We start from the raw sequence: 19,641 nt of genomic DNA on the forward strand, positions 1-19,641 counted from the left end.
CATACTGCGGGCGTCGCCAACCGGACAGGTTAGGCTAGCCATACCTTCCACCCGCGCCGGCGACCCTCCCCACATCGGCGCGTCAGGAGAAAGCCCCCGACTCTATGACCGCGATCGCGCCCGCCCTCGGACTGTCCCTGCTCGGAGGGGACCCCGACCGCACTGCGCTGGTCGCCGACGGCACGCGGCTCGACTACGCGGAACTGCGTGACCGGGTGAAGCGGCGCCGGGACGAACTCGGCGACGTGCGCCGGCTCGTGATGATCGCCGCGGGCAACACCGTCGAGCCGATCGTCACCTACCTCGCCGCGCTCGAAGGCGGACACCCGGTGCTCCTGATCTCGGATGACGAGGACGAGGCCGCGCGCGCGCACCGCGCGTCGCTGATCGCACGGTTCGACCCCGACGTGATCGCCCACGATGGAGCCTCGGGATGGACGCTCGACGAGCGGCGCGCCGGCAGCCGCCACGAGTTCCACCCCGATCTCGCCGTCCTCTCGAGCACGTCGGGCTCCACCGGCTCGCCGAAGCTCGTACGGCTGTCGGCCGAGAACGTCCGCAGCAACGCCGCGGCGATCGCCGAGTACCTCCAGCTGACCCCGGCCGATCGAGCGGCGACGACACTTCCCCTGCAGTACTGCTACGGGCTGTCCGTCGTCAACAGCCACCTGCTGACCGGGGCGAGCCTGCTGCTCACCGAGCGCTCCGTCGCCGACGAGGAGTTCTGGACGCGGGCGCGCGCCCACGCCGTCACCTCGTTCGCCGGCGTCCCGTACACGTTCGAGATGCTCGAGACGCGGGGCTTCGACGGCCGTGACCTGCCGTCGCTGCGCTACCTCACCCAGGCGGGTGGCCGGATGACCCCTGACGCCGTGCGGCGGTTCGCGCACCTCGGCCGCGAGCGCGGGTTCGAGCTGTTCGTGATGTACGGGCAGACCGAGGCCACGGCGCGGATGGCGTACCTTCCTCCCGACCTCGCGATGACGCACGCCGGCGCCATCGGCCGCCCCATCCCCGGCGGCGCTTTCCGCATCGATGCCGTCGACGGCGCCGAGTCCGGCGAGCTCGTGTACGAGGGCCCGAACGTCATGATGGGGTACGCCCACGGGCCGGAGGACTTCCCGCTCGGGCGCACCGTGACGGAGCTGCGCACCGGCGACGTGGCGCGGCTGCGCACCGACGGGCTGTACGAGATCGTCGGCCGCATGAACCGGTTCGTGAAGGTGTTCGGCCTGCGCCTCGACCTCGACCGCGTCGAGCACCTGCTCGCCGACGAGGGGATCGAGGTGCGCGCGGCGAGCGCCGACGAACGCCTGCTCCTCTTCGCGACCTCAGAGCGCGCGGCCACGCGGGCCCGCGAGCGCGCCGCGGCCCTCACCGGCGTGCCGGCGCGGGTGATCGGCGCCTACGCGGTGAACGAGTTCCCGCGGACCTCGAACGGCAAGCGCGACTACGCAGCCCTTGTGCGCTTCGCCGCCGCGCACGACCACAGCACGGCCGCCCTGCGACCGACGGCTCCGACCGTCGTCACGGCCGAGACCGTGCGCGACCTGTACGCGACGCTTCTCGGTGCGCCCGACGCGGGCATCGATGACACGTTCGCGGGGCTCGGCGGGGACTCGCTGAGCTACGTCGAGCTGTCGCTGCGACTCGAGGACATGGTCGGCACGCTCCCCCGGGACTGGCCGACGCGCACTCCGCGCGAATTGGCGGCATCCGCTCCACCCCCACCGTCCCCCGTCGCGAGCACGGAACCGGATGCCGCGCCCGCGGGTGCTGCGGCGGCGTCGGCCCCGCGGCCCTGGCGTCGCCGGCATTCGTGGACGCGCCTCGAGACGCCGGTGGTGCTGCGGGCGGCGGCGATCTTCCTCATCGTCGCGACCCACGCCGATCTCCTCGCCCTCAAGGGCGGCGCGCACCTGCTCCTCGCCGTCGCCGGCTACAACCTCGCGCGGTTCCAGCTGGCGCCCGTCGCGGGCACCGCGCGCCTGCGGCGCCTCGGACGCAGCGCCGTCCAGCTGGCAGTCCCCGCGGTGCTGTGGATCGGCGCGGTGGCACTCGTCACCGGACAGTACGCGCCGACGACCGCGGCGCTCGTGAACAACTTCGTCCCCGGCGACGGCCGGTGGAACGAGCAGTGGCAGTTCTGGTTCCTCGAGGCGATGCTCTGGTCGTTCGCAGGCGCGGCGGCACTCCTCGCCGTGCGCCGCGTCGATCGGCTCGAGCGCCGGGCGCCGTTCGGGTTCGCTCTGGTGGCGCTCGCGGTCGCGCTCGCCGCCCGCTTCGCGATCGCCGGGCCCACCGCCGAGTACGTGGAGCGCTACTCCGCACCGGTCGTCCTGTGGCTGGTGGCCCTCGGATGGCTCGTCGCGCGCGCGGACACGACCGCCCGGCGGATCCTCGTCTCCGTGGTCGCCGTCGCGGCGACGTTCGGCTTCTTCGGCGAGCCGTGGCGCGAGGCGATCGTGGCGGGCGGGATCCTCGCCCTCGTCTGGGTCAGGGCCATCCCGATCCCCCGCCTCGCGGTGCCGCTCGTCGTCACCGTAGCCGGAGCATCCCTGTTCGTGTACCTCACGCACTGGCAGGTGTACCCGCCGTTCGAGCAGAGCGCACCGTGGCTCGGCACCCTGCTGTCGTTCGTCGTCGGCGTGATCGCGTACCGGCTGTACGTCAGCGCCGGCGCCGGTGCTGCGGCCGGGTGGGCGTGGCTGCGCCGCGCGACGGCACCGCTCAGCCGGCGGCTGCGCCGCGCGTGATGACGCTTCCGGTCGCGGTGGTCTCACCCGCGGCCGCGTAGAGCACGACGCCGCCCTCGACGATCACGCGCACGGCCGTGCCCGGCGCGAACGCGGCTGCGCGGTGCTGCGGCACACGGTACATGAGCTCGGCCTCGAACTCCCCGGTGCCGACACGGAGTCGCAGGTCGGCGGTCGACCCGGCGGGACGCACCGCGATGACGGTGCCGTTGGCCACCGGCGCCAGCGTGGCTGCCGCCCCGTGCGCCGCCGCGGCCACGCGCAGCTGTGCGGGCCGCACCATCGCCCGAACGCGCGAAGCTCCGCCCGACAGATCGTGCCGGACGGCCAGCCGGCCGAATCCGCACTCGACGCCGTCCGCGTCGGAGCGCGCGGGAACGACGAGCGCATCGCCGAGGAACAGCGCCACGCTCGCGTCTATCGGTGCGTCGTACACGGCCATCGGGTCGCCGGACTGCACGAGGCGGCCGCCGACGAGAACACCCACCTGATGCCCGAACGACAGGGCCTCGTGCTGATCATGGGTGACCAGCACAGCGGTGACCCCGCTGCGCTCCAGCACGTCGACCACGGCGTCGCGCGTCGCCGACCGCAGGCCCGTGTCGAGCGCGCTGAAGGGCTCGTCGAGCAGGATCACACCGGGATTCTGGGCGAGGGCTCGCGCCAGGGCCACCCGCTGCTGCTGACCGCCGGACAGCTCGTGCGGCATGCGCGCGGCGAGGTCCGGGTGCAGGGACGCGAGCTCGAGCAGCTCACGCACGCGCGCGGCACGGCCGGGTCCGCGCGGAAGCCCGAAGGCGATGTTGCGGGCCACCGACAGGTGCGGGAACAGCGCGCCGTCCTGGGCGACATAGCCGATGCCGCGCCGGTGCGTGGGGACCGTCCTTCCGGGCCCCGACAGCTCGCGATCACCGAGGCTGATCACTCCGGCGTCGGGGTCGACGAATCCCGCGACCAGGCGTAGCAGCGTGGTCTTGCCGCTTCCCGAGGCGCCGACGAGTGCGAGGCGCGTGCCGCGCGGAACATCGAGCGAGACGTCGCGCAGCACCTCGGTGCCGCCGTACGCCTTCGACACGCCCTCCAGCCGAAGAGTCATCTGAGGGTCCTCCCCGTCGCGTGCGTGAACATGAGGGCGACCGCGGGCACCGACAGGAGCACCAGCAGCACCGCGTAGGGCGCGGCGGTCGGGTAGTCGAGGGCGGATGCCGCCGACCAGAAGCTCGTGGCCACCGTGCTCGTGCCCGTCGGGGCGAGCAGCAGCGTCGCGGTGAGCTCGTTGGCCGCGCCGAGCGCCACGAGGGCGGCGCCCGCGCCGATCGCCGGGAGCAGGAGCGGCACGGTGACCCGCAGCCGGGCGGCGGCCGGAGGCACCGCCAGGGCGCGCGCGGCCTCCTCCAGCGACTCCGGCACCTGCGAGAGTCCGGCGCGCAGCGGCACGAGCGCCCGCGGCAGGAAGATCACGACGTAGGCCGCGACCACGGTGAATGCCGTCTGGTACAGCGACGGCGCGAAGGCGAGCGTCACCGCCACGAACGAGAGCGCCACGATGATCGCCGGGAGGCTGCTGGCGAGGTAGGCGGCGCCCTCGAGCAGCCGTGACAGACGTCCCGGATAGCGCACCGCCAGCCACGCGAACGGCAGAGCGACGGCGATGGTGCAGAGCGCACCCGCAAGCGCGAGGCCGAGCGTCTGCAGCGCCGCGATGCCGACATCGCCGAAAGCCGCGGCGTCCGCTCTCACGAGCCACCGGACCACGCTCGTCAGCGGCACCACGAGAGCGCCGGCGAGCACCGCGGCCACCGCGGCGAGCGCCGGCACCGTCAGCCGGCCGAGCCCCAGGCTCTCCGCCGGATGGGGGGAGCCGCCGCCGACGCGGGCGTAGTGGGCGCGGCCGCGGGCGGCCGACTCGGCGCCGAGGAGGATCAGGCACAGGAGCGCGAGCACCAGCCCGAGCGCTGCCGCATTGGGGCCGGCGAACATGCTCTCGTACGCGACGACGATGGCCGTGGTGAACGTGTCGAACCGCAGGAACGCGAACGCGCCGTACTCGGCCAGGAGGTGAAGCGCGACCACGAGGGCGCCGCCGAGCACCGCGAGGCGCAGCTGCGGCGCGACGACCCGGAAGAACACGGCCCACGAGCCCATGCCGAGCGAGCGCGCCGATTCCTCGAGGGCGGGGTCCAGACCCCGGATCGCCGCGAGGGCGGGCAGGTACACCAGCGGGAAGTAGGCCAGCGTCGCGACCAGCACCGCTGCCCACAGTCCGTTCATCGACGGGATGGCGCTCGCCCAGCCGTAGCTCGCGACGAACGCGGGGATCGCCAGCGGAGCGGCCAGGGCGACCTTGAAGACTCCGCGGCCCGGCAGCGTCGTGCGTTCGACGAGCCAGGCGCCGCCCACGCCGAGGACGACTGTCGCCGGTACGCCGATCACCACGAGCAGCACCGTGTTGACGAGCAGCTCGGCGACCTTCGGCCGGAAGACGAGGGCCGACAGCTGGTCCCACCCCATCGCGAACGCCGCCTGGACGACGTAGCCGATCGGGATCAGCGCGCCGAGGGCCAGCACCGCGACGACGACGACCAGCCCGGCGGGCGGACGCCTCTCGGTCGTGCCGCGCGCGGGTGTTCGCGTCTCGAGCTGGGTCAGAGGAGTCCGGCTTCCGTCATGAGCTCGATGACCGCGGGCCCGTTGAGCGTGGACGGGTCGATCACGGGTGCGTCGAGCTCGGCGAGCGGGGGCAGCTCGGGCTTGGCCGCGACGTCGGAGGCGACGGGATACTCGAAGCTGTAGCCCTCGCCGAGGATCTTCTGCCCCTGCTCCCCCGCAATGAACGCGAGGAACTGTTGCGCCTCGTCGGCGTGGGGGGCGTTCTTCAGCACACCGCCGCCCGAGATGCTGACGAAGGCACCGGGATCCTGGTTGCCGAAGTAGTGCAGCTTCGTGTTCCCGCTGTCTTCGGCGGCGGCGTCCTGATCGCGGAACCAGTAGTAGTGGTAGATGATGCCCATCGGCACCTCGCCGGCGTTGACCGCCTTCATCGTGACGATGTTGTTGCGGTAGTCGACCGCGTTCTCGGCCATGCCGTCCAGCCATTCGCGCGCGCCGTCCTCGCCCTGGGTGGCGAGGACTGCCGACACGATCGCCTGGAAGTCGGCCTTCGCGGGAGCGGCGCCCCACTTGCCCTTCCACTTCGGGTCGGCGAGGTCGAGAAGGGATGCCGGCAGCTCGCTCTCCGAGATCAGCTCGGGGTTGTAGACGAGCACGGTCGAGCGGGCCGCGATCCCCGTCCAGAGGCCGGACCCGGGACGGAACTGCTCCGGCACGAGCGCCAGCGTGGACTCGTCCACGGGGGCGAAGAGGTCCGCGTCCTCGACGAGCGACATCGCCGGGGAGTTCTCGGTGAGGAAGACGTCGGCCTTGGAGGCCTTCCCCTCCTGCACGAGTTGGTTGGCGAGCTCGCTGTCGTCGCCGTTGCGGAGCACGACCTCGATGCCGGTCTCGGCGGTGAACGCGTCGGCCCACTCCTCGGTGAGCTGCTCGTGCTGCGCGTTGTACACGACGAGGGCGTCCGGATCGGCCGCGTCATCGCCCGCGGCTCCGCCGGCGCAGCCGGCCAGGGCGAGACCCGCGACCACCACCGGTACGACGAGGAAGTGGCGCAGGCGCGCGGAAGACGGGAGGCGTGAAGGCATGGGGAACCCCTCGGAAACAGACAGGTAAGGCTAGCCTAAAGCACCCGATCGCCCTGTTTCGTCCGGTTCCGTCCCCTCCTGCGCCGGATCGCTCAGTACCAGATGCTCAGGCGCGGGGCCGTGTGCCAGCCGAGCACGCGGGTCGCCAGGGCGAGCACGTCCGCGGATGCCTCGGCCGAAGCATCCGCGACCGTCACTCGTCCCGCCGCGGCAAGAGTCGCGATGGAGACCCCACCGAGGTACGTGGCGGACAGTTCGGCGACGCCGAGGGCCAGCGTCGGCGCATCGATCGATTCGCCGTCGCCCAGGCTCCGCACGCGGGCGGCGCCGCGCTCGTCAGCCTCGAGCAGGTAGCGGCCGGCGGCGATGCCGAGCGAGTCCGAGACATCGAGCACCAGCGTGCCCGGGCCGCCGTAGCGACGGGTCTCGAGCGCGGCGACGACGTCGATGATCCGCACGTACTGATGGTCGCGCACGCTGACCTTCGCCGCGCGCTGGTCGGCGATCATCCACAGCAGCGGCTCATCGACCGACAGCTCGCCCGCGTGCACCTCGGCCACGAGGTCGAGCTCGAGGAGGAACCGCCACAGCGCCGCGTACGCGTCGTCGGTCTCGGCCAGCAGGTAGTGGACCGAGACGGTCGCCTTCGTGAAGTCGTCGTGGTTCTCGCGGACCGCGTACACCGCGACCCCCCGCACCTCGCCCGCGGCGTCGGAGTACTGCACCGCGCGCTTCTCGGCGGTCTTCTCGGCGGCGGGGTTGGTGCCGGCGAACCCGTCCCAGTGGCTCCCGGGCACTTCGATCTCGCCCGGGTGACGGTGCCGCACCCGCTCGTGCAGGGCCGGCATCAGCTCGCGCACGCGCTCGCGGCTGATGAAGTCGATCCGCCCGGCGGGCTGCGGTCCGATCCAGCCCGCGCGCTTCGTCTCGATCCTCCAGGAGGCGCCGGCCGCGGCAGGCGCGAACCCGTACCGCCCGTACAGCGGCGACTCGCTCACCGTGAGCATCGCCATCGGGATGCCGGCCGCCTGGGCCGCCCGCAGCTCACCCTCGAGCATCGCGCGGGCCACTCCCTTGCGCCGGTGCGTCGGCGCGACCGTGACGGCGGAGATCGCGCACGAGGGGATCATCGCCTCGCCGGGCACCGTGAGCTCGCCGAGCCACGATGCGATCGTCGCGACGGGGGCGTCCATCGGCGACTCCGGGTCGTACACGCCGGTGAGCCGGCGGTAGCCGCTGCGCTCTCGCGACGCGGCGATCTGCTCCGCCGTGCGCTCCCCGTCCTGGAAGCCGCGGGAGACCGACTGCAGCCAGCCGACGTATTCGTCGCTGTCGACGGCGATGCGCCGGTAGTCCAGTGCGTTCGCGGCGAGCCGGCCGGCCGACTCCTCGTCGACCGGGCCCGCGCGGAAGGCGGCGCGTTCGGTCTCGCCGATGCGGCCGTATGTCGAAACGGACGTGCTCATTGCTTCTTCCTCTCCGCGCCCGTGCGGGCTCAGGTGGATGTGCGGCCGGTCGAGGGCCGGCTCAGGTGACCACGCGCGCGCCGGCGACCGGCCCGTGCACGTGGAGCGCCTCGTAGCCTGCGGCCGACAAGGTGATCTGCAGTTCGAGCGCCGACTCGGGGTCGACGGTGAGGAAGGCCAGCGTAGGGCCCGACCCCGACACCATTCCGGCCAGAGCGCCGGACTCCTCGCCGAGCTCGAGCACCTCGCGCAGCTCGGGGCGCAGCGACAGCGCAGCGATCTGCAGGTCGTTGCGCGTGTGCTCGGCGAGCGCGATGGGGTCCGCGGCCCGCAGCGCGTGGAGCACGCCGGGCGCGACTGCGGGCACCCGGGCGCCCGCGTCGATGTCGGGCCGCGCACGCAGCTCGTCGAGGTGCGCGTAGACCTCGGGGGTGGAGAGTCCCGCGTCGGACGGCACCACCACCCAGTCGAAGCGGCCCTTCGCGAGCGCCGGGCTCAGCTGGTCGCCGCGCCCGGTGCCGACTGCGGTCCCGCCCATCAGGGCGAAGGGCACGTCGGCGCCGAGGCGTGCGGCCAGCTTGTGCAGCTCGGCGGTGCCGAGCTCGGCCCCCCACAGCGCATCGCACGCGACGAGGGCGGCCGCAGCATCCGCCGATCCTCCGCCCATGCCGCCCGCGACCGGCACGTGCTTCACGATGTCGAGGTGCACGCCGCCCGCGTGGCCGATGCGCTGCGCGACGAGCCGTGCGGCGCGGACGGCCAGGTTGCGGTCGTCGGCGGGGACGCCGGTCACATCGACGGTGCCCGAGATCGACACCGTGAACTCGTCGGAGGGCGATGCCCACACGTCCTCGTACAGCGACACCGCCTGGTACGCCGACGCGACGTCGTGGTACCCGTCCTCGTGCACGCCGCCGACCTCGAAGAAGAGGTTGAGCTTGCCCGGCGCCCGCACCCGGACGCCGTCCGCGGCGAGAGCCTGACTCACCGGTTCGCCGATTCCGCCCAGAGGTCCACGTCGATGCCGTCCGACAGGGCGTCGATCCGCTCCTCCTCCTCGACGGTGAAGGCGGGGCCCTCGAGCGCCTTGAGGTTCTCGTCGAGTTGCGCCGGACGCGAGGCGCCGATGAGTGCGGACGCGACGACCGGGTCGCGCAGGACCCACTGGATCGACATCTGCGCGAGCGTCTGCCCGCGCTCCTTCGCGATGACGTCGAGCGACCGCAGCGTCGACAGTCCCTTCTCGCTCAGCGAGCCGTTCGGCAGCGACCCGCGCTGCTGCGCGCGCTCGGCCGAGCCGTCGCCGAGGTACTTGTCGGTGAGCAGTCCCTGGGCGAGCGGGGTGAACGCGATCGCGCCCATCCCCTCCTGCTTGAGCACCCCGGTGAGGCCGTCCTCGACCCAGCGGTTCAGGATCGAGTACGCCGGCTGGTGGATGACGAGCGGGGTGCCGAGCGAGCGGGCGACGGATGCCGCGACCGCCGTCCGCTCGGCGCTGTAGGACGAGATGCCGACGTACAGGGCCTTGCCCTGGCGCACCAGCGTGTCGAGCGCGCCCACCGTCTCCTCGACGGGGACATCGGGATCGACGCGGTGCGAGTAGAAGATGTCGACGTAGTCGATGCTCATGCGCTTCAGCGACTGCTCGGCGCTGGAGATGAGGTACTTGCGCGAGCCGCCGTTGCCGTAGGGGCCGTGCCACATGTCGTACCCGGCCTTCGACGAGATGATGAGCTCGTCGCGGTACGGGGCGAAGTCCTCGCGCATCATGCGCCCGAAGTTCGTCTCGGCGGTGCCGTAGGGCGGGCCGTAGTTGTTCGCAAGGTCGAAGTGGGTGATGCCGCGGTCGAACGCGTGGCGCAGCAGCGCCCGCTGGTTGTCGAACGGGATGTTGTCGCCGAAGTTCCACCAGAGTCCGAGCGACACGGGCGGCAGGGTGAGCCCGGAGGTGCCGACCCGGCGGTAGTCCGCGCCGGTGTAACGGTCGGCGTCGGCGGTGTAGGGGCGGTGGAGGTCTCCTCCACGGGACAGGTAGCGCGCGTCTTCGGTCACCGGTCCAGGCTAGCGAGGTCGGCCCACGCGCGCAGGTGGCGCGGACGCGGCACACCGGCGTGCCCCGTGTCAAGGGTCTACATCCGAAACGTGGTCGTAACGGACGCTCCCTATCGTGGCGACACCGGGGAACGCTCGCATCGGAGCGCCTCCCGACCGACGAGAGGAGGACCGCATGACCCTGCTGTCCGCATTGCCGCGCGCGACGGACCCGTGGAGCGTGCTCTCGGAGCGAGGCGACGTGGTCATCGACCGCGGCATCCTCCATCTCGTCCACGACGACGTCGCGCCGCACGAAGCCCGCGAAGCCGATCTGCTGCTCGTCGCCGACGCCCTCGCCGACGCCGGCATCGAGACGCTCCTGGTGCGTCACGACCACACCGTGCCGGCGCTCGTCGTGGACCTCCGCGATCGCGAGGCGGCGCAGGCGGCGCTCGCCGCCGTCTGCACGCAGGAGCCGCTGTACGTCAAGACCAAGGGACGCGCACCGCTCCTCGCCTGCGACGTCGCGGACGTGCCCGACGCGCCCACGGCGGTGCGGGTCTACCGTCCGCGTCTCAGCCGCTCCGGCTCGCTGCGCTACGGACCGTCGCTGGGCGTGCAGCTGGAGTTCTGGCGCTTCGAGGACGACGTGATCGAGGCGCCCCGCGACAACGCCCTGCTGCGCCGTCGCACCGCGACGGAGGACGTCGCGTACGAGAGGGTCGAACGTCACGGCCGCACCTGGCGCACGATCGCCGGGATGTACGACCCCCAGCCTCTCGAGGTCACGGAAGACATCGACATCGTCTTCTCGTGGGTGGACGGGTCGTCGAGCGAGTTCCGGCGTCAGCGCGCGGCCCAGCTCTCCGAATACGTGGTGGGTGAAGGCGACGACGGTCCGGCGCGCTACCGCCACGTCGACGAACTCCGCTACGCGCTGCGCAGCGTGCACATGTACGCGCCGTGGATCCGGCGCATCTTCATCGCGACGGACTCGCCCGCCCCCGCCTGGCTGCTCGATCACCCGAAGGTGACGATCGTGCGCAGCGAGGAGTTCTTCGCCGACCCGTCGGTGCTGCCCACCCACAACTCGCACGCCGTCGAGGCGCAGCTGCACCGCATCCCCGGCATCGCGGAGCACTTCCTCTACTCGAACGACGACATGTTCTTCGGGCGCGCCGTCGAGCCCGAGATGTTCTTCACCCCCGGCGGGGTCACGAAGTTCGTCGAGTGCGGCGTGCGCATCGGCGCCGGCGAGCCTGCGCTGCATCGCAGCGGCCACGACAACGGACTCCGGGTGAACCGCGGCCTGCTGCAGGAGCGGTTCGGACGCACGATCGTCCGTGACCTCGAGCACTGTGCGGCTCCGCTGCGGCGCAGCGTCATGGCCGAGCTCGAGCAGACCTTTCCGGAGGAGTTCGCCCGGACCGCGGCATCCCGTTTCCGCTCGGCGACCGACATCTCCGTGACCAACAGCCTCTACCACTACTACGCGCTGCTCACGGGCCGGGCGGTCGCGACCCGCCTCCCGCGCGTGCGCTATGTGCAGACGACGGTCGCCGCGGGACTTCGGCGCATGGAACGACTCGAGGAACGCTGCGACGTCGACATGTTCTGCCTCAACGACGGCGGCGAGGTCGAGGTCCCCGAAGAGGTCCGCGTGCGCGCGATCCGCAGCGCCCTGGAGCGCATGTTCCCTGTCCGGGCGCCGTGGGAGCGCGACGAGCTCAGCGCAGCACGGCGATCGGCTCGGTCGGCGCATCCTTCCGCGCGACGGTGAGGGGGGCGACTCCCGCTTCCCGCAGCCGGCGGGCGGCCTCTTCGGCGTCGATGTGCTCGAGCGTGCGGGGCGCGTCGACGGGTACGACGGAGTGCACCACGGTGTCGTCGTACACGTGCACGAGATTGAACGCCTGCGCGCCGTCCTGAGGCCGCGTGCCGCCTACCGGGACGGTGAGGTCCTGCGCGTAGCAGGTCGACGACGCCACCGACACCGGGATGCCGGCGAACGTCGCGAACGTCGAGTAGTGCAGGTGACCGGCGATGATCGCCCGCACGTCGGTGCCCCGCAGCACGGCGGCGAGCCGCTGCTGATCGTGCAGCTCGACGCTCGCGGCGAGAGGCAGCACGCTCGGCACGGGCGGGTGGTGCATCGCGAGGATCGTGCCGAGCGGCGCCGGCGTCGCGAGCACGTCGGCGAGCCACGCGAGCTGCTCGTCGCGCAGTTCGCCGTGATGGTGGCCGGGCACGCTCGTGTCGAGCGTGATCACGCGGAGCCCGTCGAGCTCGTCCACCCGGTCGACGGGGCGCGCATCGGATGCCTCGTCGTAGAGGCCCGCGCGGAACGCTCCGCGCTCGTCGTGGTTGCCCATCACCCACAGCACGCGTGCGTCGATGCGCTCCGCGAACGGTTCGACGAGCGCGCGCAGCGCGGCGTACGCACCGGGTTCGCCGAGGTCCGCGAGGTCGCCGGTGACGACGATCGCGTCAGGACGGATGCCGCTCGACTCGATCACGCCGATGGTCGCGGCGAGGTGGGCGGCACCATCGACGGAGTCGAACAGGCGCGGCGTCGCGGGGGCGCGCAGGTGCGTGTCGCTCAGGTGCAGCAGGATGCGTTCAGGGGCCGGGTACTCGGCGGTGCGCATGGCGGGTCACTCCGGTCCGCCGCGAGGCGAGGTGCCGTGTAACCGGGACGGCGGACGCTGGAATGTTACAGCCGTGTTTCGTACGAAGCCCGACGGCACGGTGAAGATCCGCTGAATTTCAGCTCTCCGCGGCGCTCCCCGCCGCCTGCGCGATGCGCACGTAGTCCTCGATCGAGAGGTCCTCGCCACGGGCGGTCGGGGCGACTCCCGCGCTCTCCAGGATCACGGATGCCGCAGCCGCCGTGCCGCCGAGCACGCCGGCCGTCGCCTGCCGGAGCATCTTCCGCCGCTGCTGGAACGCGGCATCCACGATCGCGAAGGTCCGTGTGCGCAGCTCCTCATCGCCGCGCGGCTCGGCCGCGCGATGGAAGCCGACGAGCACGCTGTCGACGTTCGGCACCGGCCAGAACACCTGGCGCGACACCGTGCCGGCAAGACGCCACGGCCCGTACCAGGCCGCCTTGACGCTCGGCGCCCCGTACACCTTCGACCCGGGCGGGGCGGCGAGCCGCTCCCCCACCTCGGCCTGCACCATGACGACGCCGCGCTCGAGCGCCGGGAAGTGCTCGAGGAAGTGCAGCAGCACCGGCACGCTGACGTTGTACGGCAGGTTGGCGACGAGCACGGTCGGGTCGCCGGGCAGCGCGGTCACGCGAAGGGCATCGGCGTCGACGACCGTGAGCGCGCCGTCGGCGACGCCGTGCGCGGCCGCGGTGGCCGGCAGCCGCTCGGCCAGGCGGTGGTCGATCTCGACGGCCGTGACGGATGCCCCGGCCTCGAGGATCGCGAGGGTCAGCGACCCGAGACCGGGCCCGACCTCGACGACCCGGTCGCCGGGCTCGACCTCGGCGACGTGCACGATCTTGCGGACGGTGTTGGCGTCGACGACGAAGTTCTGCCCGAGTTTCTTGGTCGGCGTCACGTCGAGTTCGGCGGCCAGCGCGCGGATCTCGGCCGCACCGAGGAGTGTCACGGGCATGCGTTCACTGTACGGGGTGGCAGTGCGGTTGCCCGCGCGCCCCCCTGCCGCGGCGGCGACCCGGACGCTAGCGTGACCAGCATGAACTCGACCGGATCGATCCCCGCAGACGCGTTCTCCCTCCGCAGTCCCTACGGGCGACGAGCGATCGGCCTGTCGGTCGCGGCGGCCGTCGGCGGGTTCCTCTTCGGCTTCGACTCCTCGGTCATCAACGGCGCCGTCGACTCGATCTCGAAGGACTTCGGGCTCAACGACGTCATCACGGGGTTCGTCGTCGCCATCGCGCTCCTCGGGTGCGCGGTCGGCGCGATCATCGCCGGCAACCTGTCGGACCGGTGGGGGCGCCTCCGGGTGATGTTCATCGGCGCCATCATGTTCTTCGCGAGCTCGATCGGCGCGGGCCTCGCGTTCTCGGCCTGGGACCTCGCCTTCTGGCGCGTGATCGGCGGTCTGGGCATCGGCATCGCCTCGGTCGTCGCCCCGGCCTACATCGCTGAGATCGCGCCCCGCCAGGTCCGCGGCGGACTCGCGTCCCTGCAGCAGCTCGCGATCACGATCGGCATCTTCGCAGCGCTCCTGTCGGACGCGCTGCTGGCGAACGCCGCGGGCGGCGCCGACAGCGTGCTGTGGTTCGGACTCGAGGCGTGGCGGTGGATGTTCCTCGTCGGCGTGATCCCGTCCGCGGTCTACGGCATCCTGTCGTTCACGGTGCCCGAGTCGCCCCGGTACCTGCTGTCCAAGGGCCGCGCCGACGAGGCCCGCGCGATCTTCGCGCGCCTGATGCCGCCGGCCGACCTCGACCAGACGATCCGCGAGCTGCAGACGGCGATCGAGACCGACCGCAAGAACTCCGGCGTCTCGATCCGCGGTCCGGTGCTCGGCCTTCAGCGCATCGTCTGGGTCGGCATCATCCTGTCGGTGTTCCAGCAGTTCGTCGGCATCAACGTGATCTTCTACTACTCGACGAGCCTCTGGCAGTCGGTCGGCTTCGACGAGAGCGATTCCTTCACGATCAGCGTGGTGACGTCCATCACGAACGTGCTCGTCACGCTCATCGCGATCTTCCTGGTCGACCGGGTCGGACGGAAGCCGATCCTCCTCACCGGCTCCGTCATGATGACGCTGTCACTCGGGCTCATGGCCATCTCGTTCCTGTTCTCCACCACGGATTCCGAGGGTGCGGTCGTGCTGCCGGCGCCGTGGGGGCCGATCGCGCTCGTCGCGGCGAACGTGTTCGTCGTCGGCTTCGGCGCCTCGTGGGGGCCGCTCGTGTGGGTGCTCCTCGGCGAGATCTTCCCGAGCCGCATCCGCGGCAAGGCGCTGGGCGTCGCCGCCGGTGCGCAATGGATCGCCAACTTCCTCATCACGATCTCGTTCCCCGCGATGTCGTCGTGGTCGCTGCCGCTCACGTACGGCATGTACGCGCTGTTCGCGGCACTGTCGTTCATCTACGTCGCGTGGCGCGTGCCCGAGACCAAGGGCATGGACATCGAGCAGACCGAGACGCTGTTCATCCGTCCCGGCCGCGGCGGAGGGGTCGCCCCAGCCCCCGAGTGAGACGACAGTCGAGTGACGAGACCTCGGGTGAACCCCGAGGTCTCGTCGCGCGTCTGTCGTCTCGCCCTCTGCCCTCTTAGGATGGCGGGATGCCTTCGCTCGGGGAACTGATCGCACCACGGCGCCTCGGGACCGACTTCCGCTGGCTGCTCGCGTCGTCGTGGACGAGCAACCTCGGCGACGGCATCGCGCTCGCGGCGGCGCCGCTGCTGATCGCCTCGCTCACGTCGTCGCCCGTGCTGGTCGCCGCGGGCGCCATGATGCAGTTCCTGCCATGGCTCCTCTTCGGCCTCCTCGCGGGCGCCGTCGCCGACCACCACGACCGGCGCCGCCTCGTGATGCTGGCGAACGGCCTGCGCGCGGTGGTCGTGGCCGTGCTCGTGGCGTTCCTCGTCAGCGGGCAGGCCACCGTGTGGCTGGTGCTGGCGGTGGCGTTCCTCTACGGCACGGCCGAGGTCTTCGCCGACTCGGCCGGCAGCACGCTGCTGCCGATGCTGGTGAAGCCCGCCGATCTCGGCATCGGCAATGCCCGCATGCAGGCCGGCTACCTCGTCGCGAACCAGCTCGCGGGGCCTCCGCTCGGCGCCTTCCTCTTCGCGGTGGGCTCGTTCTGGCCGTTCGTGCTGCAGGTGCTGTGCGTGGCGCTGGCGGTGCTGCTCATCTCGCGGATCGCGCGCACGCCGGTGCCCGAGCATCCGGACGCCGGCCGCGGCACGAAGGCGCACGCCATCCGCGAGGGGCTGCAGTGGCTGCGCCACAACGCACCGGTGCGCACGCTCGTCATCATCATTCTGGTGTTCAACGTCACGTGGGCCGCGCCCTGGGGCGTGCTCGTGCTCTACGCCACGGAGCACCTGGGAATGGGCCCCGTCGGCTACGGCGCCCTCACCACCGCGGCCGCGCTCGGCGGCATCATCGCGATCTTCAGCTTCGGCTGGCTCGAGAAGCACGTGTCGTTCTCGACGCTCATGCGGGTGTGCCTGTCGCTCGAGGTGCTCATGCACCTGTCGTTCGCCCTCACCACGTCGCCGGCGGTGGCCTTCGTCATCATGTTCGGCTTCGGCCTGTACGCGTTCGTGTGGGGCACCATCTCGACGACCGTCCGCCAGCGCCTCGTGCCGATGGAGCTGCAGGGCCGCATCGCCTCGGTGAACATGGTCGGCGTCTTCGGCGGCCTCGTGATCGGGCAGTTCATCGGTGGCATCCTCGCCCAGGTGTGGGGGCTCACCGCGCCCTGGTGGTTCGCCTTCGGCGGCTCGCTCATCACGCTGCTGCTGGTCTGGCGCTCGATCTCGCACATCGCGGCCGCGAAGCCGGTGCTCGACACGGACGAGGCCGAGCAGATCGCCGAAGAGGACGAGCCCGGCACCGGCGGCAAGCCCCTCATCGACTGACTGCCGACACGCCGGACGGATGCTGCGGCTCAGCGCGTGGCGTCACGCCCGGACGAGTGCGCCCAGACGTTCGCCGAGCTGCTCGAGCCGCGGGGTCCATGGGCCCGCCATCTCGCCCGCCGCGCCGCGCCGCAGCGCCTCGGCGAAGGGCACCCACGCGCTCTCGCACACCTCGGCGGGGTCGAGCGCGAGCACCGGGTCCCCGTCCACGCGTGCGATGTACACGTCGAACAGCGCGGTCCGCTCGGTCAGCCGGCCGACGAGCCCGAGGTCCGAGGTGCCGACGAGAACGCCGGTCTCCTCGTGCAGCTCGCGCACCGCCGCCTGCGCGCTCGTCTCACCCGTCAGGGCGCTGCCCGCGGGGAACTCCCACGTCAGACTCCAGTCCTTTCCCGCGGCGCGCCGCGTCAGCAGCACGAGCCCGTCGCCGCGCACGACGCACACCGACGCGACGATGTGGAAGAGCCCATCGGGGAACGTCGGGTCGCCTCGGCGGTGCGTCCGCCCGATGGGTGTGCCCGCAGCATCCGTGAGGTCCCACAGCTCGTCGTCCACCGCAGCCTCCCGGACCTCAGTCCTCGAACGCCCCGTAGACCTCGAGCGTGTTCGCCGCGATCTGCGCGCACAGCTCGTCGACGTCGACACCGAGCTCGGCGGCCATGTACCGCACCGTCACCGGGATCAGGTACGGCGCGTTCGGGCGGCCGCGATGCGGGGTCGGCGTCAGGAACGGGGCATCCGTCTCGACCAGGATCCGCTCGCGCGGGATCACCGCGAGCGCATCGCGGAGGTTCTGGGCGTTGTTGAAGGTCACGTTGCCGGCGAACGACAGCCAGTAGCCGCGCTCGCCCGCGATCCGCGCCATGTCGGCGTCGCCCGAGAAGCAGTGGAAGACCGTGCGCTCGGGTGCCCCGACACGCTCGAGCGTCTCGAGCACGGCGTCGTGCGCGTCGCGGTCGTGGATCTGCATCGCGATGCCGTGCTTCTTCGCCAGCGCGATGTGCGCCTCGAAGCTCTCGAACTGCGCGGGCCGGCCGTCCTCGTCGGTGCGGAAGAAGTCGAGGCCCGTCTCGCCGATCGCCCGCACGCGCGGCTGCGCGGCGAGCTCGTCGATCACCGCGATCGCCTCGTCGAGCCGCCCGGCGGCCTGGTACGCGGGTGCCTCGTTGGGGTGGATGGCGACCGCCGCGAGCACGCGGGGGTGGGATGCTGCCGCCCATGCCGACCAGCGGCTCGAGTCGATGTCGCCCCCGGCCTGCACGACGCCGACCACGCCGACCTCGCTCGCGCGCTCGAGCTGCTCATCGAGCGACAGGCCGACCCCGTCCTCGATCTCGAGGTGCGCGTGGTTGTCGTACACCGGCACCGCGAGCGGCGCAGGCGCCGCCGGGTACGTGACGTCACGCGACCCCTTCTCGCGGGTGCGCACGTACTGCGACGGGTCGGAGCCCGCCTCGGGGTACGGAACCGGGGGCGTCGCCATCAGACCGACTGTTCGACGCGCGGGAACAGCGGCGCGAGACCGTTGACGCTGGAGCCCGGCTTCAGCACGCCCCACGTGCCCGCCTCGCGGATCGGCTGGTCCTCGAGTCGCCCGATCGACTCGGCCGCGCCGAGCGCGATCCAGAGCTTCTCGGTCGAGACGGGCATCACCGGCGACAGCAGGACGGCGAGGGCCCGCAGCCCTTCCGCGGCGGTGTAGAGCACCGTGCCGAGACGCTCGCGCTGGGCGTCGTCCTTGGCGAGCGCCCACGGCTCGTTCTCGGTGATGTACAGGTTGAGCGCGTCGACGATCGTCCAGATCGCGTGGATCGCCTCATCGATGCGGAAGCGCTCGATCGCGGCGTCGGCGTGGGCGGCAGCATCCGCCACCGTCTTCTGGATGTGCAGGTCGGCGTCGGTGTACGTGCCGGCCGGGGGCACGACGCCCTCGTAGTACCGCTCGATCATCGCGGTCGTGCGCGAGGCGAGGTTGCCGAAGCCGTTCGCGAGCTCGGCCTGGTAGCGGGCGGAGAGGTCCTCCCACGAGAACGAGCCGTCCTGGCCGAACGCGATCGCCGACAGGAAGTAGAACCGGTAGGCGTCCGAGCCGAAGACGTCGGTGATCTCGGTCGGCGCGATGCCGGTGAGCTTCGACTTCGACATCTTCTCGCCGCCGACGAGCAGCCAGCCGTGCGCGAAGACGCCGCGCGGCACCTCGAGTCCTGCGGCCATCAGCATCGCCGGCCAGATGACGGCGTGGAAGCGCAGGATGTCCTTGCCGACGATGTGGTACGCCGGCCAGCGGCGGGCGAACTCCTCGGGGTCCTCGCCGTAGCCGATCGCGGTGGCGTAGTTGAGGAGCGCGTCGACCCACACGTAGATGACGTGCGACTCGTCCCACGGGAGCGGGATGCCCCAGTCGAACGCGGAGCGCGAGATCGACAGGTCCTTGAGGCCGTTCTTGACGAACGACACGACCTCGTTGCGCGCCGACTCGGGGCGCACGAAGTCGGGAACCGTCGAGTAGAGCTCGAGCAGCTTGTCCTGGAACTCGCTGAGCTTGAAGAAGTAGTTCTTCTCCTGCAGCAGCTCGAGGGGCTTCGAGTGGATGGCGCAGACCTTGAGGCCCTCGAAGGCGCCGGTGCCGTCGACGATCTCGGACTCGGGCTTGAACTCCTCGCAGCCCACGCAGTACAGCGCCTCGTACTCGCCGGCGTAGATGTAGCCGCGGTCGTAGATCGCCTGCACGAACTGCTGCACGCGCTCCTCGTGGCGCTGCTGCGTCGTGCGGATGAAGTCGTCGTTGGCGACGTCGAGCGTCTTCAGCAGCGGGAACCAGGCCTCGGTGACGAGCTTGTCGACCCACTCCTGGGGCGTCACGTTGTTCGCCGACGCGGCGCGCATCATCTTCTGGCCGTGCTCGTCGGTGCCCGTCAGCATCCAGGTGTCGTCGCCCGCCTGGCGGTGCCAGCGCGCGAGGGTGTCGACCGCCACGGTGGTGTAGCCGTGGCCGATGTGGGGCACGTCGCTCGGATAGTAGATCGGCGTCGTGATGTAGAAGGACGAGGGGCCGGAAGTCACCCGACGAGTCTAGCCAGCGTGGATGCCCCGGCCGCCGCTGTGACCGGAC

At 71.6% G+C, this 19,641-nt stretch carries 15 protein-coding genes; 4 read left to right on the forward strand and 11 right to left on the reverse strand.

The window, feature by feature from the left end; genetic code table 11:
* The first annotated feature begins 104 nt into the window (after positions 1 to 104).
* Positions 105 to 2,756, forward strand: a complete 2,652-nt coding sequence (locus ACLBXX_RS11660; RefSeq protein ID WP_447658140.1) for an AMP-binding protein — start codon at positions 105 to 107, stop codon at positions 2,754 to 2,756.
* On the opposite strand, the gene ACLBXX_RS11665 is transcribed toward ACLBXX_RS11660, so the two are convergent.
* The 6 genes from ACLBXX_RS11665 to ACLBXX_RS11690 all read right to left on the reverse strand — a co-directional run bounded on the left by ACLBXX_RS11665 (position 2,731) and on the right by ACLBXX_RS11690 (position 9,969).
* Positions 2,731 to 3,852 (reverse strand): ABC transporter ATP-binding protein, encoded by a 1,122-nt coding sequence (locus ACLBXX_RS11665; protein ID WP_447658141.1) that lies wholly within the window; start codon positions 3,850 to 3,852, stop codon positions 2,731 to 2,733. The genes ACLBXX_RS11660 and ACLBXX_RS11665 overlap by 26 nt on opposite strands.
* Entirely contained in the window at positions 3,849 to 5,324 is a 1,476-nt protein-coding gene (locus tag ACLBXX_RS11670) for an ABC transporter permease (protein WP_387145798.1), read from the reverse strand. Before ACLBXX_RS11670 ends, ACLBXX_RS11665 begins: the two co-directional genes overlap by 4 nt.
* Positions 5,325 to 5,401: 77 nt before the next feature.
* A complete protein-coding gene (locus ACLBXX_RS11675; protein ID WP_447658142.1) occupies positions 5,402 to 6,451 on the reverse strand; it encodes an iron ABC transporter substrate-binding protein in 1,050 nt (349 codons plus the stop codon).
* A 92-nt stretch (positions 6,452 to 6,543) separates the two neighbouring features.
* A complete protein-coding gene (locus ACLBXX_RS11680) occupies positions 6,544 to 7,917 on the reverse strand; it encodes a GNAT family N-acetyltransferase (protein ID WP_447658143.1) in 1,374 nt (457 codons plus the stop codon).
* A 61-nt stretch (positions 7,918 to 7,978) separates the two neighbouring features.
* Positions 7,979 to 8,905, reverse strand: coding sequence for a 4-(cytidine 5'-diphospho)-2-C-methyl-D-erythritol kinase (locus ACLBXX_RS11685; protein WP_447658144.1), 927 nt, complete (start codon positions 8,903 to 8,905; stop codon positions 7,979 to 7,981).
* The gene (locus ACLBXX_RS11690) at positions 8,902 to 9,969 is read right to left on the reverse strand and encodes an aldo/keto reductase (protein ID WP_387145787.1); all 1,068 of its coding nucleotides are present in this window, start codon (positions 9,967 to 9,969) and stop codon (positions 8,902 to 8,904) included. Before ACLBXX_RS11690 ends, ACLBXX_RS11685 begins: the two co-directional genes overlap by 4 nt.
* A 175-nt stretch (positions 9,970 to 10,144) precedes the next feature.
* Here ACLBXX_RS11690 and ACLBXX_RS11695 point away from each other — a divergent pair, with 175 nt between their 5' ends.
* Positions 10,145 to 11,731 (forward strand): stealth conserved region 3 domain-containing protein, encoded by a 1,587-nt coding sequence (locus tag ACLBXX_RS11695; RefSeq protein WP_447658145.1) that lies wholly within the window; start codon positions 10,145 to 10,147, stop codon positions 11,729 to 11,731.
* On the opposite strand, the gene ACLBXX_RS11700 is transcribed toward ACLBXX_RS11695, so the two are convergent.
* Complete coding sequence (locus ACLBXX_RS11700; protein WP_447658146.1) at positions 11,679 to 12,599, reverse strand: phosphodiesterase; 921 nt, start codon at positions 12,597 to 12,599, stop codon at positions 11,679 to 11,681. The genes ACLBXX_RS11695 and ACLBXX_RS11700 overlap by 53 nt on opposite strands.
* 118 nt (positions 12,600 to 12,717) lie before the next feature.
* Positions 12,718 to 13,578 carry a 16S rRNA (adenine(1518)-N(6)/adenine(1519)-N(6))-dimethyltransferase RsmA gene (gene rsmA, locus ACLBXX_RS11705; RefSeq protein ID WP_447658147.1) on the reverse strand — a complete coding sequence of 287 codons (861 nt, stop codon included), beginning with the start codon at positions 13,576 to 13,578 and terminating at the stop codon, positions 12,718 to 12,720.
* Positions 13,579 to 13,659: 81 nt separating this feature from the next.
* Here rsmA and ACLBXX_RS11710 point away from each other — a divergent pair, with 81 nt between their 5' ends.
* Both ACLBXX_RS11710 and ACLBXX_RS11715 read left to right on the forward strand, forming a co-directional pair.
* Positions 13,660 to 15,135 carry a sugar porter family MFS transporter gene (locus tag ACLBXX_RS11710; protein WP_447658148.1) on the forward strand — a complete coding sequence of 492 codons (1,476 nt, stop codon included), beginning with the start codon at positions 13,660 to 13,662 and terminating at the stop codon, positions 15,133 to 15,135.
* A gap of 89 nt (positions 15,136 to 15,224) precedes the next feature.
* The gene (locus tag ACLBXX_RS11715; RefSeq protein ID WP_447658149.1) at positions 15,225 to 16,529 is read left to right on the forward strand and encodes an MFS transporter; all 1,305 of its coding nucleotides are present in this window, start codon (positions 15,225 to 15,227) and stop codon (positions 16,527 to 16,529) included.
* Between the two features lie 42 nt (positions 16,530 to 16,571).
* Here the strand turns inward: ACLBXX_RS11715 and ACLBXX_RS11720 are convergent, their stop codons facing one another.
* Genes ACLBXX_RS11720 through metG form a run of 3 tightly spaced genes read right to left on the reverse strand, consistent with a single transcriptional unit; the run spans position 16,572 to position 19,592 of the window.
* Entirely contained in the window at positions 16,572 to 17,084 is a 513-nt protein-coding gene (locus ACLBXX_RS11720; protein WP_447658150.1) for an NUDIX hydrolase, read from the reverse strand.
* A gap of 16 nt (positions 17,085 to 17,100) precedes the next feature.
* Positions 17,101 to 18,012: a TatD family hydrolase gene (locus tag ACLBXX_RS11725; protein ID WP_447658151.1), complete on the reverse strand. Its 912-nt coding sequence runs from the start codon at positions 18,010 to 18,012 to the stop codon at positions 17,101 to 17,103.
* Complete coding sequence (metG, locus tag ACLBXX_RS11730) at positions 18,012 to 19,592, reverse strand: methionine--tRNA ligase (RefSeq protein WP_447658152.1); 1,581 nt, start codon at positions 19,590 to 19,592, stop codon at positions 18,012 to 18,014. The genes ACLBXX_RS11725 and metG overlap by 1 nt, the downstream gene beginning before the upstream one ends.
* Between the last annotated feature and the right edge of the window lie 49 nt (positions 19,593 to 19,641).

This window comes from Microbacterium sp. C23T (genome assembly GCF_053345975.1).